This is a genomic window from Mesorhizobium sp. WSM4837 (assembly GCF_055811435.1).
This window is the reverse complement of the sequence record NZ_JBVVQE010000039.1, coordinates 21,516-37,215: the sequence shown is the minus strand read 5'-3', so window position 1 is coordinate 37,215 and position 15,700 is coordinate 21,516. Positions and strand designations below refer to the sequence as shown.

The following is a 15,700-nucleotide window of genomic DNA, read 5'->3' as shown; positions in this document are numbered from 1 at the left end:
CTTGGAAACGTCTATTTCCGCCAACGCCGCCTTATCCGAATCGTCGCTGCCAATCCGAGATGATCAAGGCTAGAAAATGATGCAGGTTCTCTGGACCAGCGTGGCAGCTGAGCAGACGCAGCTTCCTGGCTTCTGCATATGGACCCTCTTGGGTAATTGATAATTGCGCCGTCATGTTCCAAAACAGGTCGGCAGACCCGCGAGGATGGTTTCGTGCGGGGTCGTCCACGGTCCTCAGGCGAGAATTCCAAAAGACGTTCAACAATGACCCAGCACGTACAAAATGCTCGAATTCTCATGTACAGCCACGACACGTTCGGGCTCGGCCACTTGCAGCGCTGCCGGACGATCGCGCATTCGCTGGTCGAGGATTTCCGCGGACTTCAGGTGCTTATCATTTCGGGTGCGACTATCGCTGGCGCCTTCGACTACCGCGCCCGTGTCGACTTCGTGAAGATCCCCAGCGTCATCAAGTTGCGCAACGGCGAATACACCTCGCTGGAAAAGGATATCGATCTGCATGAGACGCTAAGGATGCGCCAGTCGATCATCCGCCACACAGCCGAGACCTTCCGGCCGGATATCTTCATCGTCGACAAGGAACCGCTTGGCCTGCGCGGTGAGATCGAGGACACGCTGTCCTACCTCAAGACGCGGGGCACCACGCTCGTGCTCGGCCTGCGCGAGGTGATGGACGCGCCGCATCTGCTCGAAGCAGAGTGGGCACACAGGGATGTGATGCGCAAGATAGGCCTGTTCTACGACAAGGTCTGGGTCTATGGTCCGCCGGATTTCTACGATCCGCTGATCGGTTTGGACGTGCCGCCGGCTGTCAGGGCAAAGATGAAGTTCGTCGGTTTCCTGCAACGGAGCCTGCAGAAGAACGAGTTGCCCGGCCACCGGCCCGACGGCGATTATATCCTCGTTACCACCGGTGGCGGCGGTGACGGCGGCGACCTGATCCACAGTGTCATCGATGCCTATCAGCAGGATCCGCAATTGCAGCATAGGGCGCTGATCGTGCTTGGGCCTTACATGCCGGCGCGCAAGCGCAACAAGCTGCTCAAGAAGGGGGCCAAGATCCCCTATATCAAGATCATCGAGTTCGACAACCGCATGGAAGATCTCATTGCCGGCGCCAAGGCGGTCGTGGCGATGGGCGGTTACAACACCTATTGCGAGATACTGTCTTTCGACAAGCCGGCGCTGATCGTGCCGCGCGTCAAGCCCCGCGAGGAACAACTGATTCGAGCACGGCGCGCAGCCGAACTCGGCCTCATTGAGATGCTTTTGCCGGAAGAAGCCGAGGATTCCCAGCGGTTTGCCAATGCGCTGGAGGTGCTGCCGGCCCGGCCCGGCCCATCGCAGAGCCATCCGCATCTGACGCTGGAGGGGCTGCCTCACATTTCTGAAATCGTCTCGGAACTGCTCGACCGGCGGGGCGGCCATCACCTTTCGGTCATTGAAGGCATGATCTGAGTTGCAACATCGCAAGATCGTCGTGGTTCTGAAGGGCTATCCGCGGCTGTCGGAAACCTTCATCGCGCAGGAACTGCTCGGACTGGAGCGTGCGGGGTTCGACCTGATACTCTTCGCGCTCAGGCGGCCGACCGACGCAAAACGCCACCCCGTGCATGACGAGATCAAAGCGCCCGTCCATTATCTGCCGGAATATCTGCATGAAGAGCCGCTGCGCGTGGTTCGCTCCCTGTTTGCTTATCTGCTTCGGCCGGGCTTCTGGCGCGCGCTCGGATCGCTGGCTATCGACCTCGGCCGCGACTTTACGCGCAATCGCGCGCGCCGCTTCGGGCAAGCGCTCGTGCTGGCGGCCGAATGGCCGGAAGACGCGGGCTGGCTGCACGCACATTTCGCGCATACACCGGCATCGGTGACGCGCTATGCCAGCCAGCTTCGTGGCCTGCCCTGGAGTTGCTCGGCCCATGCCAAGGACATCTGGACTTCGGCGGACTGGGATCTGGCTGGCAAGCTTTCCTCGGCCCGCTGGACGGTAACTTGCACGAAAACCGGCTTCGACCGTCTGAAAAAACTCGCTAACGGCAACGCGTCTGTGCATCTGAGCTATCATGGGCTCGACCTTGATCGCTTCGGCAGTTTCGGCGAGGCGCGAAAACAGCATGACGGCTCGGCGCCGGACCAACCGGTTATCATTCTGAGTGTGGGGCGCGCCGTTGAAAAGAAAGGTTACGATACGTTGCTGGAGGCCCTTGCCCTCTTGCCTAGTGATTTGGCGTGGCGTTTCGAGCATGTCGGCGGCGGCGAGGAACTGGAACGGTTCAAGGCGCTGGCGCAAAAGCTCGGCCTGGATGGCCGCGTCTTTTGGAAAGGCGCGCTTGCGCAGGAGGAGGTGCTTGATCACTACCGCTGCGCCGACATCTTCGCCCTGGCCTGCAGGATCACCGCAAATGGCGACCGGGACGGTCTGCCGAATGTTCTGGTGGAGGCGGCTAGCCAGCGGCTTGCCTGCGTGTCGACCGATATTTCCGGCGTGCCGGAGCTTCTATCGCCGGATGAAACCGGGCTGCTGGTTCCGACGGAAAACCCAATTGCCCTGGCGCAGGCGCTGGAGCGCCTGATCCGGGATCCCGTGCTGCGCGCCCGCCTCGGCGACGCCGCAGAGCGGCGCGTGCGCGGTAATTTCGATCATTTGGCAAGCATTGGACAGCTCAAGGAACTGTTCGAGCGGGAGTGGCGGGCCGCCGAATGAAGCGGCTGCGCGCTTTCTTCTATGTCCAGCACCTGCTCGGTATCGGCCATCTCGCGCGCGCCAGCCGCATTGCGGCGGCTCTGGTCGATGACGGGTTTGACGTAACGGTCGTGACCGGCGGAGCGCCGATCGCGGGGTTTCCGGGAGTGGGTGTGAAATCTGTAGCCCTGCCACCTGTCACCTCCGGTGATGAAGGATTTTCCGGACTTGTCGACCTGCAGGGCAAACCCATCGACGATGATTTCAAGAGATGGCGTTCAGAGATGCTGCTGCAGGCCTTCCGGGATTGCAGGCCTGATATCGTCATTGTCGAGGCGTTTCCATTTGGACGCCGGCAGATGCGTTTCGAACTCCTGCCGCTGATCGAGGCGATCGACGCGACGTCGCCCAGACCGCTGCTGGCGACGTCCGTCCGTGATATCCTTCAGGAGCGCGTCAAGCCGGGCCGAAACGAGGAAACGGTCGATCTGGTCAACAGGCATTTCGACCTTGTCATGGTCCATGGCGATCCGGCTTTCGCAACCATCGACAAGACATTTCCACTGGCTGGGGCGATCAAGGCCGAGGTCACCTACACAGGGCTCGTTGCCGCGCCGCCATCGCCCGCGGCCCCCGAGCGCTTCGACGTTCTGGTGTCGGTTGGCGGCGGGGCTGCCGGAAAGAGCCTTGTCAGCTCCACCATCGCAGCGGCGCGGAATGCCAACAACGCTTGGAAATGGTGTTTGATCACCGGCCCCAACCTGCCGAAAGACGAGTTTGACGCGATCGCACGCGATGCCTCGCCGGTCCTGTCCATATTCCGGTTCCGCGAGGATTTCGCCAGCCTGCTGACCGGCGCCCGCCTGTCGGTCTCGCAGGCGGGTTACAACACGGTCTGCGATGTCCTGCGCGCGGGTTGTCGCTCACTGCTCGTTCCATTTGCAGCCGGCGGGGAAACCGAACAGACGGTTCGCACCCTGATGCTCGAAGAACTCGGCCTTGCAACGGTGCTGATGGAGATGGACCTAACGCCTGAAGGTTTGGCGCAAGCGATCGAACAGGCGCTTGCGGGACCGACGCCAGCCGCGCATCGTCTCGATCTGGAAGGCGCGCGTCGCTCGGCGCAAATTCTGCGCCATCGGTATCGAACATGGTCCCTAAAAATGGGGTCCGGTTTCGGAGAAGTTCATGATCAAAACAGAGGATAGATGCTAACGCGCGTCGCGTCTGGCGAGGTTCGTGCGACGCGCTTCAACTCCTCGTTTATGCATGTCGTTGTCCCAAACCGGGCGAAATGCGTCAAACAGTTCCAATCAGCATAAAGCGCGTATAATTTTTTGTCGGCAGTTCGCCGGAGAACCGCATCTCCCGTAACGCCGCCATTGCTTCGAAGGCTGCAAGCGAAGCCACGCAGTTGATGTGCGTCGGCTCGCTGAAATAATCGTTCGATTGCAGCAGTACAGTCGTGCCCCGCGGAAGCAGAGCAAGCCAGGCGCGCAGATCGGCTATGTGTTCGCAGCTCGTATTGACGATCAGGTCGGGCCGCCCGGCCGCATAGTCGAGTGCGTACATATCTGCCGTCAGCGCCCGGAAACGGTCGCCGGCTTCCCGGTTGAGGGTCCGGGCGACCGGCGCGACTTCGGGATCGATGTCGATGCTATCGACCGCCGCGATGTCGAAGCGAGCGTCGTTAAAAAGCATAGCCGGCAATACGCCGTACCATCCACCCAGAACCCATATGCGCCCGAACCGGCCGCCGCAGCTTTCGAACAGCCTGTCGAGCGCCCACATCTTGCAGGCGACCTGCTTGTGGTTGAAGGCGTTGGCGATATCGGCGTTCGGATGCCTGGTGATGACGCGCGCCAGCCCTGCCACCAGGGGGCACTTGACATAGGCAGCAATTCCCCGCGTCAGGTCAAAGGCTTGCTCGTGCCAGTCCATGCCGGCATTGCGTGGTTGCGTGACATCCATCATATTCGTCTTGTAGGTTGGGATTTCGGGCGACACAACGCAATCTTGCCTCCCGGAAGGCTGTTGATTCGCGGACGTGATTATGCTGCAAGCCGCTTCGCCATTGCCCGGTGCCGGAGAGAGCCTGTTGCATCTGTCCGGACCATCGGCGTCCATTCGCCAGCACCAGCCGCTCAGCTGCGGCTTCGTGCTGCTCGGCTATTCGCCGAAACCCTACCGAAGCCGCGAACCGTTTGGCCAGCCGCCTTCTTCGATGATCAGCAATGCCCATGTCGTTGTCATCGACCATGCGCCGGAACTGGATCGCGCCGCGTCGCAGGTTCCTTCCATCGTTGAGCGCAGGACAATTTCCGTGCGCTGCAGCTTCGAGCTTGTCCTTGGTGACGAAGAAATTGCCGACACGCCATTCGCCGGCAGGTGCTTTTACATCCTGCATCGTTCCAACTGAAGGGTCCACAGCCGCATATGGAACCCAGCCTAGCCCGCTATATCTGGACGCACACCAAGAAGCAGCAGCTCTGGATATTGATGATCGTCGTGCTTTCGATGATCCCGTATTTCATGTCCTTCGACCTGCCGAAGCTGATCATCAACGGCCCGATCCAAGGTAGCGGGTTCGAGCAACCGGGCGCGACCCAGCCATTCATGAGGCTGCACTATAACCTGCCGTTCATCGGAGAGGTCCAGTTCTTCTCCGGTTTTCAGCTCGACCGCGTGGCGACGCTGTTTGCGCTGAGCCTTGTGTTCCTCTTGCTGGTCGTCATCAACGGCCTGTTCAAATTCTATATCAACACCTACAAGGGCCGCCTCGGCGAACGCATGCTGCGGCGTATCCGCTTCGATCTGGTCGATCGTGTGCTGCGGTTTCCGCCGTTTTACTTCAAGCGGGTGAAATCCGCCGAAGTGGCGACCATGGTGAAGGACGAGGTGGAGCCGCTGGGCGGCTTCATCGGCGATGCCTTCGTGCAGCCGGTGCTGCTCGGCGGCCAGGCGCTGACGGCCATGCTGTTCATCGTGGTCCAGAATTTCTGGCTCGGAATGATCGCGGCCGGGATCGTGGCGGTCCAGATCGTGCTCATCCCGCGAATGCGGCGGCGGCTGATCGTGCTCGGGCGCGAACGGCAGTTGACGGCGCGCGCGCTTTCGGGCCGGGTTGGCGAAATCGTCGACGGCATCGGCGCGGTACACGTCCACGACACATCAAACTACGAGCGCGCCGACATAGCTGCCCGGCTCGGGCTCATCTTCAAGATCCGCTTCGATCTTTACCAATGGAAATTCATGGTGAAGTTTCTGAACAATTTTCTCGCGCAGCTCACGCCCTTTCTGTTTTACATGATCGGCGGATATCTGGTCATCCAGGGGCGGCTGGACGTCGGTCAGCTCGTGGCCGTGATCGGCGCCTACAAGGACCTGCCCGGACCGATGAAGGAACTGATCGACTGGGATCAGGCGCGGCAGGATGTCCAGGTCAAATATCAGCAGGTCGTTGAACAATTCACCGTCGATCGGCTCATTGCGCCGAGGATCGGGGCATTGACGATCGACGATCCCGATCCGATGACCAAGCCCCTGTCGGCGATCGGTCTGTCGATAGCAGATGATGGCGGTGCAATGCTCCTCGACCGTGTCTCCCTCAAGATCAAGCCGGGTGAGACGGTGGCGCTGCTCAGTACCGCAACAGGTGGAGCCGAGGCGCTTGCAGAAGCCTTCGCAAGGCTGAACTGGCCGGACAGCGGAAGGGTCGCTTCGGGCGCCGACGACTTGCTTGAACTCCCCGAAGCAGTGACCGGCCGGCGCATGTCCTATGCCTCGTCGGATGTTTTCCTGTTCCAGGCAAGCCTACGCGATAACCTGCTCTACGGGCTGAAGCATGCGCCGCTGACATCGGTGCCTTATGACGATGCTGCGGCAGACCAGCACCGCTGGAACATGCATGAGGCGCGCCTGTCGGGCAATCCGGATCTTGATATCCACAGCGACTGGATCAACTATGTTTCCGCCGGCGCTACCGGCCCGCACGACCTCTTTGAAGCCGTGCGCCGGGTACTCGACGCGGTTGTTCTATCGCGCGATATCCTGGATCTTGGCTTGCGCTCTTCAGCCGATCTCACGCGTCACAGCGAGCTTGCCCGGCGGATCGTCGAACTGCGTGCGGCGCTGCGAGCCCGGCTGGAACACGAAGGGCTGAGCGGACTGGTGGTTCCTTTCGAACCGGGCGCCTACAACAAGGAAGCAACGATCGGCCAAAACCTGCTCTTCGGCGCTGCCGCCGGCCCCGAACTGGCCGACAGGGCTCTGGCGGCCAATCCCTATTTTGCTTCTGTTCTGAGGCAAGCCGGCCTCGACCGCACGCTCTACGAAATGGGCATGGAGATCGCCGAACAGGCGATCGAGCTGTTTGCCGACCTGCCGCCCGATCACCCGTTCTTCCAGCAACTTGCCTTCATGAGCGCCGAGGAGATACCCACCTACGAAACCTTGCTGCAACGGCTCAAGAACCGTCCCCACGAGGCGGTTTCGGAGAGCGACCGCGCCATGATCGTCACCTTGAGCTTTGCCTATATCGAGCCCCGGCACCGCTTCGGCCTGCTGAGCGACGAACTGATGAGCAAGATCGTCGCTGCACGCAACCTGTTCTATGAAAACCTGCCGCCCGAGCTGCAGAATGCCATCGAACGGTATGATCCCGCCAAATACATTGCCGCGGCCACCGTCATGGATAATGTCCTGTTCGGGCGTGTGGGCAACAACCATCCCGACGCGCCGGATCGCATACGCTCCATCGTCTATGACATTCTTGACGAACTTGGGCTTTATGCCGAACTTCTGGATGTCGGCCTGGACTTCAACGTCGGCTCCAGCGGCAGGCGGCTGACCAGCGGGCAGCGACAGAAACTCGATGTTGCCCGGGCCCTGCTCAAGCGTCCTGATTTTCTCATTCTCAACCGGCCGCTGTCGGCGCTCGACCAGCGCATGCAGGACAAGGTGCTGCGGAACGTGCTCGAGGAAGCCAGGCGCGACGGCCATTCGCCGGCAATTGTGTGGGTCGTGACGAATCCGGCGATGGCGATAATGTTCGATCGCGTTATCGTCTTCGATTCGGGTAAATTGGTGGAAGACGGAACACCCGAGACACTTTTGGCAGGGAACGGTACATTCAAGGGACTGTTGTCATAGAGCAGCGGACATTCAGATGCGATCATTCTGCCGGTGGGAATTTACTGCAAGGTCAAGGGATTCGACGACGGGCGCAGCGAGGCCACATCCCGCCGAAACCCGAAGGGTTTGCCGCAGATTCATCCGGCTCTTCGAGTTTCCGGTTGGCGGACGCCATTGCCAGGTGGCATCGCCCGATCGCACGACATCGGGCTCGCCACCTTTCGCGCGGTTCGTCTCGCCATCCCGGAAACAGAATTCATTCCATCTGGGCGTCCATTGCTCTAGTCTGGCAAACGCGAATTTTGGGAAGGTTTGCGACAATGCTGCTCAAGGATGAAGTTGCAATGCTGCAACGCGTTCCCTTGTTCTCTGCCATCGACCCGACAAAGCTCAAGCTGCTTGCGTTCACATCCGATCGTGTGAGCTACAGCGCCGGCCAGATCCTTTTCCGGCAGGGCGACGAGGGAGACGCCGCCTATGTCATCCTTTCAGGCAGGGCGGATATTCTGGTCGATTCCGACAGCGGACCGATAAAAGTTGCCGAACTGGAGCCAAATTCGATTGTTGGCGAGATCGCCATATTGTGCAACAGCTCTCGCACCGCCACCGTCAGAGCGGCAAGTCCGCTGGAAGTCTTGAGGATCCGCAAGGATCATTTCCTGAGGCTTATGAGGGAGTTCCCGGAAATGACCATCGAGATATTGCGGGTTCTTGCCGATCGCCTAAGCCATACGACCGCGGATCTGATCGACGCACGAAGCACCAAATAACGGATGACGTGCGCTCGATCCTCGCCGTCGCGATGGCACTGGCCTCTTGCTGAGAAGGTTACCCCGGAGAAAACCTGTCTCGCCTAGCAGCAGTTGTTTGGCTACGATGGGCGACGGGGACTGGGAAGGGGTAGCATGGACTACGAAGTTTTCCTGGTCAGGTTTTGGGGCGTGCGCGGCAGCACTCCGGTATCAGGGCCAGAATTCTCTCGCTATGGCGGCAACACGAGCTGCATTGAGATGCGATGCGGCAAGCATACGCTTCTATTCGACGCGGGCTCTGGCCTACGGCCTGCCGGCGCCGCACTTCGGGCGTCAGGCGTGACCGATTTCGACCTGTTTTTCACCCATTGCCATTACGATCACATCATCGGGCTGCCGTTTTTTGCGCCGATCTATGACCGGAGCGTCAAGCTTACGCTTTGGTCCGGGCATCTTGCAGGACGCATGACGACCCGGCAGATGGTCGATGAGTTCATGCGGCCGCCGTGGTTTCCGGTGAAACTGGAGATCTGCAAGGCAAGCCTCGACTGCCGCGATTTCGTATCCGGAGACGTGCTTCGCCCGCGCGAAGGGGTGGTGGTCCGAACCGGCAGTCTTATCCATCCGGGCGGCTGCATAGGCTACCGGGTCGAATGGGGCGGCCGGGTCGTGGCGGTGATCACAGACACTGAGCACGAGCCGGACAAACTCGATCAGGCGGTGCTCGCCCTGATCGAAGATGCCGACCTCGTCATTTACGATTGCACCTACACCGACCAGGAAATGAAACGCCGCCGCGGTAACGGGCATTCGACGTGGCAACAGGGCGTCAAGCTCTGTGAGGCGGCCGGTGCGCGGCGGCTTGCGCTGTTTCACCACGATCCGACACGCACCGACGAGCAACTGGACGAGATCGAGCAACTGGCTAAAGACAGGTTTGCCGGCGCTTTTGCCGCTCGGGATGGCCAGACGCTCCAATTTCCGGGCTCGTTGCACAAAAAGCGCTGAGCTATTTTCCTCTACTGGCGCTGCGCCCGATCAATGTCCCGATCGGAAGCCATGCGCACGCTTCAGTCTGTGCGGTGACTGTGAACAGCCGTTCGAGGAACAGCCAGGCCGATTCATCATGTACGAGATGGTGGGTGAGCAGGCCGACCGGTTCGCCGCCGCCGAGTGCACGCTGCAATTGCGCGATGATAGCCTGAACCAATAGGCCATGATCTCGGCAGCCGCGCGTGCCATGCCAATCCATGATGTCGACATTGCTGTTGATGACCGCCAGTGGAGCCGGCTTCGGCGGCCCATAGACCGACAATGCCGCAAATCCTATCGATCCAAGGTTGGGTACCAAGCCGGCGTCGATCCTGTTCCAGGGTGGCACCAGCATCGGAACGGCACGTGAGCCGTGCAGGCCGGTTATATGCGACAGCCCGCGAGCCAGATCATCGAGCACCGCCTCGCGTGGCCGATGCGCGCCGAGCTCCTGCTTTTTCTGGTTCTCGGGCGCATGATTTCGGTGCGCCCAGCCATGGATCGCGACCGCGGCATGCGGCGCCTCGTCAAGCCGGACGACAAGCTTCTCATCAGTCAGGGCCGGAATGACGGCCAGAGTGACCGGAACTGCGAATTCACCGGTGAGGTCGAGCAGCCGATCAAGCGCAGGCGTCGGATCCACGGCGTCATCGTCGCGGAGCCAGAACTCTGCCTTACGGTCCGCCCGTTGCCGGCACGCCAGTTCTTCCACCAAGGGCTGCCAGATCCGATCGGATGTCATGAAACCGGGATCTTCGCAAGAAGTTCGGCCAGACGCCCCGCTGCAACACCGAGGGAGCGTTCTTCGAGGATGAAACGTCTGGCTTCCGCGGCCATGATGGTTCTTTCGTCGTTACGGGTGAGAAGCCTTTCAATGGCAGAAGCGAACGCCGCCACATCGCCCGGCGGGGTGAGAAACCCGGTCTGGCCATCCCGCACGACCTCCGGCACGCCGGCGATGTCCTGAGCCACCACCGGAAGGCCGGCGGCCTGTGCTTCAAGATAGGCAACGCCATAGGCCTCGCCGTAACCCGGCCAGACGTAAATTCCCCCACTGTAGAGGACATCCGGCACGGCGGCCGGCTCAATCGCGCCAAGCCATACGATACGGTCGGCGGGCAAGCCGGCGAATTGCGCTTTGACCTCGTCACGGGCAGGCCCATCCCCGACGACGGACATGGTCCAGGGCAGGTGGCCGATCGGACCGAGCGCCTGCGCCAGCATGCGATAGCTTTCGACTTTGTCGCCCGGGCGCATCATGGCGACGGTAACGAGGCGCGTCGGACAACCCCGTGCCGGCATTTCCCAGAAGGCCGATGTGTCGATGAAGGGCGAAAGCAGACCGAGAGCGGCGTCGGGAATCGCATCAGCCAGTCCCTGACGATCCCTTTGCGTGAAGCAGATGTTCAGCGCTGCCTGTTCGACGGCTCGCGCCACCAACGCCTGCGTGTCGGCCCACAAACCGGCGTTGCGCCGCCTTGAATAGGAGGCTTCCGCTGTCACACAGGGGATAGCAAAGGCCGACGCCAGTTCGGGTCCGATCAGGTCGGGCGCCTTGTAATAGGGATGATAGCAGAACCAGAGATCGGGCTTGCCGTCACGATCCCAAAGCTTTGTCAGCCGCGCGGCTTCCTCTCGGGCTTCGATCTTGAGCGCATCGAAACTTTTCGGAACCGGTTCGCGTAGATAGAAGCGCAATTCGGATGCCAGTTCGACGCTATGCCCTGCATGCTCCAGCGCCTTGACCAGCGTCCGTGCCATCTGGCGGTCGCCGGAGGCAACGGGATGATTGGGCGACTTCAGCGGCGCGTAGAAGGCAATTCGCATCGTCGGACCCTATCATCGGAAAGCCTGCGCAAGTCAATTTCGAAGCATGATCGACTCACTTTCAAGCAGTGGAATGTGGTATCTGATGCTCATGGAAACAGCTGCAGCGTCCGATCCGTTTGTCGCTTCTTTGCCGGTCTTCGCAAGGTTCGAAAGCGTTGCCGATATCGATAACTATCGGCCTCTCCCGGATGGCTGGGCGCTGGCCACCGCCGACATCGTCGGCTCGACCAAGGCGATCGACGCTGGGCGCTATAAAACCGTCAATATGGCCGGCGCCAGCGTTATCTCGGCGCTGCTCAATGCGCTGGGTCGGCGAGATCTTCCCTTTGTCTTCGGCGGCGACGGCGCGCTCGTGGCGTTTCCCGGCTCGGCACTGGAGATCACCCGCAACGCGCTGGCCGCTGTCCAGAGATGGGTGGCGGACGAACTGGACCTGACCTTGCGTGCCGCAATCGTGCCGATAGAGGATATAAGAGCGCAAGGCCTCGACGTTCGCGTGGCGAGGTTCCGGGCCTCCGAAGCGGTCTTCTATGCCATGTTTGCGGGCGGTGGCGGCAGTTGGGCGGAAGCCGAGATGAAAGCGGGGCGCTACCGCATCGGTCCTGCGCCAGCCGGCACACGGCCGGATCTTACCGGCCTCTCCTGCCGCTGGAACCCGATCGACGCCCGGCACGGCGAAATCGTCTCGATCATAGCCATCCCGAGGCCGTCGCGCGACTTGCGCGGTTTTCAGTCTTTGGCTTCCGACATCATCGCCCTTGCCGGGGGGCAGGAACGCGATGGCCACCCGTTGCCGGTGAACGGTCCGGCCTACAGTTTTTCGCCCGCCGGCCTCGATATCGAGGCGCGGGCCATGGCGCCGGCAGGATGGCGGTGGCTGTCCAAGCTGTGGATATTGTTCCAGCTGACGCTTACGGCTGTCACCGATAGATATGGCTGGACGATCGGCAGCTTCGATCCGAAGATCTACAAACGCGACGTGGCCAGCAATTCGGATTTCCGGAAGTTCGACGACGGCTTGAAGATGACTATCGACGTTGACGCGGACGTGTTGCAACGGATCGAGAACCGGCTGAAACAGGCGGAAGAGGCGGGCATCTGCAACTATGGCCTGCACCGCCAGAAATCGGCCTTGATGACATGCCTCGTCGCCTCGCCGCTGCAGCGCGATCACGTTCATTTCATCGATGGCGCCGCCGGCGGCTATGCGATGGCCGCCGCAAGCCTGAAGGCGAAGGTGCCGGTCTGACGGCAGCTTGCGGAAATCGATTTTCCGCAATATGCCTCGGGTTCTTGGGCAACCAGGTGAGCCTCGCCATGGGCACGGACGGCCTGTCCGAATTGACGGAAAGCAGATTTTTGGACGCCTCACGATCGACATATGACCGTCTTCTGAACCTGATTTCGACGCGCACCGCGCAAGTCGGCGTGATTGGGCTGGGCTATGTCGGGTTGCCGCTGGCAGTTGCGATCGCACGCGCCGGCTTCCCGGTTTCCGGCTTCGACATCGAAGCCCAGAAGGTCGAGAGCCTGAACAACGGCCAATCCTACATTGAGGCGGTGTCGTCGACAGCCCTTGCCGGCCAGGTGGCGAGCGGACGGTTCCGCGGCACTGCGGATTTTGCCGAACTGGCCGTCTGCGATGTCATCATCATCTGCGTTCCGACACCGCTGACGAAAAACCGTGAGCCGGACCTCTCCTTTGTCAGGAACACGGCAGGCACCGTGGCGAAGCATTTGCGTCTCGGCCAGCTGATCGTGCTGGAATCGACCACCTATCCCGGCACCACCGACGACGTGATCAAGCCGATACTGGAAGAAACCGGCTTGCAGTCGAAGATAGACTTCTTCCTCGGTTTCTCGCCCGAACGCGAGGATCCCGGCAACCGCAGCTTTGAAGTCGCGACGATCCCCAAGGTCGTGGCAGGCGACGGCATTGAAGCGGCGATACTCGTGCAGGCTTTCTACCAGGGCGTGGTCAAGACCGTCGTTCCGGTTTCCACCACGGCGACCGCCGAGGCGGTCAAGCTGACGGAAAACATCTTCCGCTCGGTCAACATAGCCCTGGTCAACGAGTTGAAGGTCGTGCTCGGTGCGATGGGCATCGACATCTGGGAGGTGATCGAGGCGGCAAAGAGCAAGCCCTTCGGCTACATGCCTTTTTATCCTGGCCCCGGACTCGGCGGGCACTGCGTTCCGATCGATCCCTTCTACCTGACGTGGAAGGCGCGCGAATACGAAATGCCGACCCGCTTCATCGAGCTGGCGGCAGAGATCAACACGGCCATGCCGCGTCATGTGGTCGATGAACTGGCGAAGGCGCTGGACCGGCGCTGCGGCAAGGCGCTCAGCCGCTCGCGCATTCTCATCATCGGGCTCGCCTACAAGAAGAATGTGCCCGACATCCGCGAGAGCCCCTCATTGCGGCTCATTGAACTCATCGAGGAATGGGGCGGCAAGGCGGAATTTCACGATCCGCATGTTACCGAGATCCCGACCACACGGGAGCATATGACGATCAAGGGGCGGCGCTCGGTCGAATTGACCGAGGCGGCATTGAAGGATTTCGATGCTGTCGTCATTGCAACCGACCACGACGCGATTGACTATCAGGCGATCGCTGATCACGCTCTTCTGATCGTCGACACACGCAATGTTTTTGGCCGCCTCGGGCTAGCCCGAGAGACGGTGGTGAAGGCCTGACGGCGTCTGGGCTGGCGAGTTTTTTGCCTGATGTCAGGATCGTGATTGAACTCCTCCGGCAGCCTCGCCACATAATGCCCCTTCGCCGGCTTTTGCCCCAAGCCGGCTTCATTGACTTCGGGGGTCTTGTCTCTGGGGTCGTTAGCGGAGCGTGTTATGGCGGATCAATGGAGAATGGCTCGTCTTCGACGGGTCTCAAGATAGCATGAGCACAGCGCAAGCAGAAATTTCCACCATTCTCATGGACAAGGTTGCCGATTGGCTGACCCAATCGGCGCTGGCGGGCGACGCCTTGGAAACATTGGTAAAGGGCTTTTGTGAACGGCTGGCTGCTGCCGGCCTGCCGCTGAAGCGGGTGCATTTGAGCTTTTCGATGCTTCATCCGCTTTATGACGCGCTTGGCTTCACCTGGCTTCGCGGCCAAGGCATGGAAGTGGAAGGCTTCCGCAAAGAGGACGGCGTTCATTCTGACAGATTCCTGACCAGCCCATACTACCATCTGCTCAGCAACAAGCTCGACCATCTGCGGCGCCGGCTCGACCCGTCGATGCCGTCGGAATTTCCTGTTTTCGATGATCTCCGGCTTATGGGCGTGACCGATTACATGGCTTTCGTCCATCCCTTCAACGGCAATACCAGTCAGGGCATGATGGGATCCTGGTCCACCGACAGCGCTGCAGGCTTCAGCGACAACATGATTTCAGCGCTGCTGCGCATCCAGAACCATCTCGCTATCGCAACGAAGATGGCGGTGCTCACCAAGCTGGCCGACAACATGATGACCACTTATCTCGGCGGCGACGCCGGCAGGCGCGTGCTGGACGGCCAGATCAAGCGCGGCGAGGGCGACACAATCCGGGCCGCACTGGTCATGGCCGATATGCGCGGGTCGACAAGGCTTGCCGAAACTTCCGGCCGCGAAATTTACATCGATACGCTGAACCAGTTTTTCGATGCCATTGCTGCACCTTTCAATCGCAGAGGCGGGCAGATCATGAGTTTCCTGGGGGATGGCTTCATTGCCGTCTACCCTTGCGAAAGGCACCGCTCGCAGTCCGAGATCGCCTGCCAGGCTGCTCTTGCGGCAGCGCACAAGGCCACGGCGCGCATGATGGAGCTCAATCTGCGCAGAAAGGAGCAGGGATTGGGGGACATAAAATTTGGCATTGGCCTGCATGTCGGCAATGTGATGTTCGGCAATGTCGGGCTTACCGACCGGCTAACATTCTCTGTCTTCGGCTCGGCTGTAAACGAGGTCCAGCGCCTCCAGACCCTGACCAAGAAATATCCCCACAGCGTTCTCGCCAGCAAAGACTTCGCCGGCTATTGCGGCGCCAACAGCTGGCTGACGCTCGGCAACGAGGAACTGGCGGGCATCAAGCAGAAGCTGACGGTGCTTTCACCCGATCTGTCGGGTGCTCTCGCACTCGATGAGGACGGTGCGCTGGAGCCGATTCACGACCGAATATCCGACGCCGAGCAGGTCATGCTGCTTCATCGCGATGCCGCGCGGCTGTCGGCGGCCGACCCGAGGAAGCTCCAGTAA

13 protein-coding genes are annotated in these 15,700 nt (G+C 60.6%); 10 read left to right on the top strand and 3 right to left on the bottom strand.

Annotation, left to right across the window (positions count from 1 at the left end):
• The first annotated feature begins 264 nt into the window (after window positions 1-264).
• From AC0L3D_RS22005 to AC0L3D_RS21995, 3 genes are read left to right on the top strand one after another with little or no spacing between them, the layout of a single operon-like run.
• Window positions 265-1,479 carry a glycosyltransferase family protein gene (locus tag AC0L3D_RS22005; RefSeq protein ID WP_023797956.1) on the top strand — a complete coding sequence of 405 codons (1,215 nt, stop codon included), beginning with the start codon at window positions 265-267 and terminating at the stop codon, window positions 1,477-1,479.
• Between the two features lies 1 nt (window position 1,480).
• Window positions 1,481-2,725 (top strand): glycosyltransferase, encoded by a 1,245-nt coding sequence (locus AC0L3D_RS22000; protein WP_473627566.1) that lies wholly within the window; start codon window positions 1,481-1,483, stop codon window positions 2,723-2,725.
• Window positions 2,722-3,912, top strand: a complete 1,191-nt coding sequence (locus AC0L3D_RS21995; RefSeq protein ID WP_473627564.1) for a glycosyltransferase family protein — start codon at window positions 2,722-2,724, stop codon at window positions 3,910-3,912. The genes AC0L3D_RS22000 and AC0L3D_RS21995 overlap by 4 nt, the downstream gene beginning before the upstream one ends.
• A 91-nt stretch (window positions 3,913-4,003) precedes the next feature.
• Here the strand turns inward: AC0L3D_RS21995 and AC0L3D_RS21990 are convergent, their stop codons facing one another.
• The gene (locus AC0L3D_RS21990; RefSeq protein WP_473645798.1) at window positions 4,004-4,678 is read right to left on the bottom strand and encodes a methyltransferase domain-containing protein; all 675 of its coding nucleotides are present in this window, start codon (window positions 4,676-4,678) and stop codon (window positions 4,004-4,006) included.
• A gap of 79 nt (window positions 4,679-4,757) precedes the next feature.
• Here AC0L3D_RS21990 and AC0L3D_RS21985 point away from each other — a divergent pair, with 79 nt between their 5' ends.
• The 4 genes from AC0L3D_RS21985 to AC0L3D_RS21970 all read left to right on the top strand — a co-directional run bounded on the left by AC0L3D_RS21985 (window position 4,758) and on the right by AC0L3D_RS21970 (window position 9,597).
• Complete coding sequence (locus tag AC0L3D_RS21985; protein WP_287227698.1) at window positions 4,758-5,123, top strand: hypothetical protein; 366 nt, start codon at window positions 4,758-4,760, stop codon at window positions 5,121-5,123.
• A gap of 17 nt (window positions 5,124-5,140) precedes the next feature.
• Complete coding sequence (locus AC0L3D_RS21980; protein ID WP_287064591.1) at window positions 5,141-7,855, top strand: ABC transporter transmembrane domain-containing protein; 2,715 nt, start codon at window positions 5,141-5,143, stop codon at window positions 7,853-7,855.
• Window positions 7,856-8,157: 302 nt separating this feature from the next.
• Window positions 8,158-8,607 carry a cyclic nucleotide-binding domain-containing protein gene (locus tag AC0L3D_RS21975; protein ID WP_091594718.1) on the top strand — a complete coding sequence of 150 codons (450 nt, stop codon included), beginning with the start codon at window positions 8,158-8,160 and terminating at the stop codon, window positions 8,605-8,607.
• Window positions 8,608-8,742: 135 nt separating this feature from the next.
• Complete coding sequence (locus AC0L3D_RS21970; RefSeq protein WP_287064592.1) at window positions 8,743-9,597, top strand: MBL fold metallo-hydrolase; 855 nt, start codon at window positions 8,743-8,745, stop codon at window positions 9,595-9,597.
• 1 nt (window position 9,598) lies between these two features.
• On the opposite strand, the gene AC0L3D_RS21965 is transcribed toward AC0L3D_RS21970, so the two are convergent.
• A complete protein-coding gene (locus AC0L3D_RS21965; RefSeq protein WP_128173707.1) occupies window positions 9,599-10,363 on the bottom strand; it encodes a polysaccharide deacetylase family protein in 765 nt (254 codons plus the stop codon).
• On the bottom strand, window positions 10,360-11,448 hold the full coding sequence (locus tag AC0L3D_RS21960) for a glycosyltransferase family 4 protein (RefSeq protein WP_128173708.1): 1,089 nt from the start codon (window positions 11,446-11,448) through the stop codon (window positions 10,360-10,362). The genes AC0L3D_RS21965 and AC0L3D_RS21960 overlap by 4 nt, the downstream gene beginning before the upstream one ends.
• Window positions 11,449-11,521: 73 nt before the next feature.
• On the opposite strand from AC0L3D_RS21960, the gene AC0L3D_RS21955 reads away from it, so the two are divergent.
• The 3 genes from AC0L3D_RS21955 (at window position 11,522) to AC0L3D_RS21945 (ending at window position 15,700) form a co-directional block, all read left to right on the top strand.
• A complete protein-coding gene (locus tag AC0L3D_RS21955) occupies window positions 11,522-12,700 on the top strand; it encodes a DUF3095 domain-containing protein (RefSeq protein WP_473627583.1) in 1,179 nt (392 codons plus the stop codon).
• A 110-nt stretch (window positions 12,701-12,810) separates the two neighbouring features.
• Complete coding sequence (locus tag AC0L3D_RS21950; protein ID WP_353829482.1) at window positions 12,811-14,154, top strand: nucleotide sugar dehydrogenase; 1,344 nt, start codon at window positions 12,811-12,813, stop codon at window positions 14,152-14,154.
• Between the two features lie 205 nt (window positions 14,155-14,359).
• Window positions 14,360-15,700, top strand: a complete 1,341-nt coding sequence (locus tag AC0L3D_RS21945; protein ID WP_128168942.1) for an adenylate/guanylate cyclase domain-containing protein — start codon at window positions 14,360-14,362, stop codon at window positions 15,698-15,700.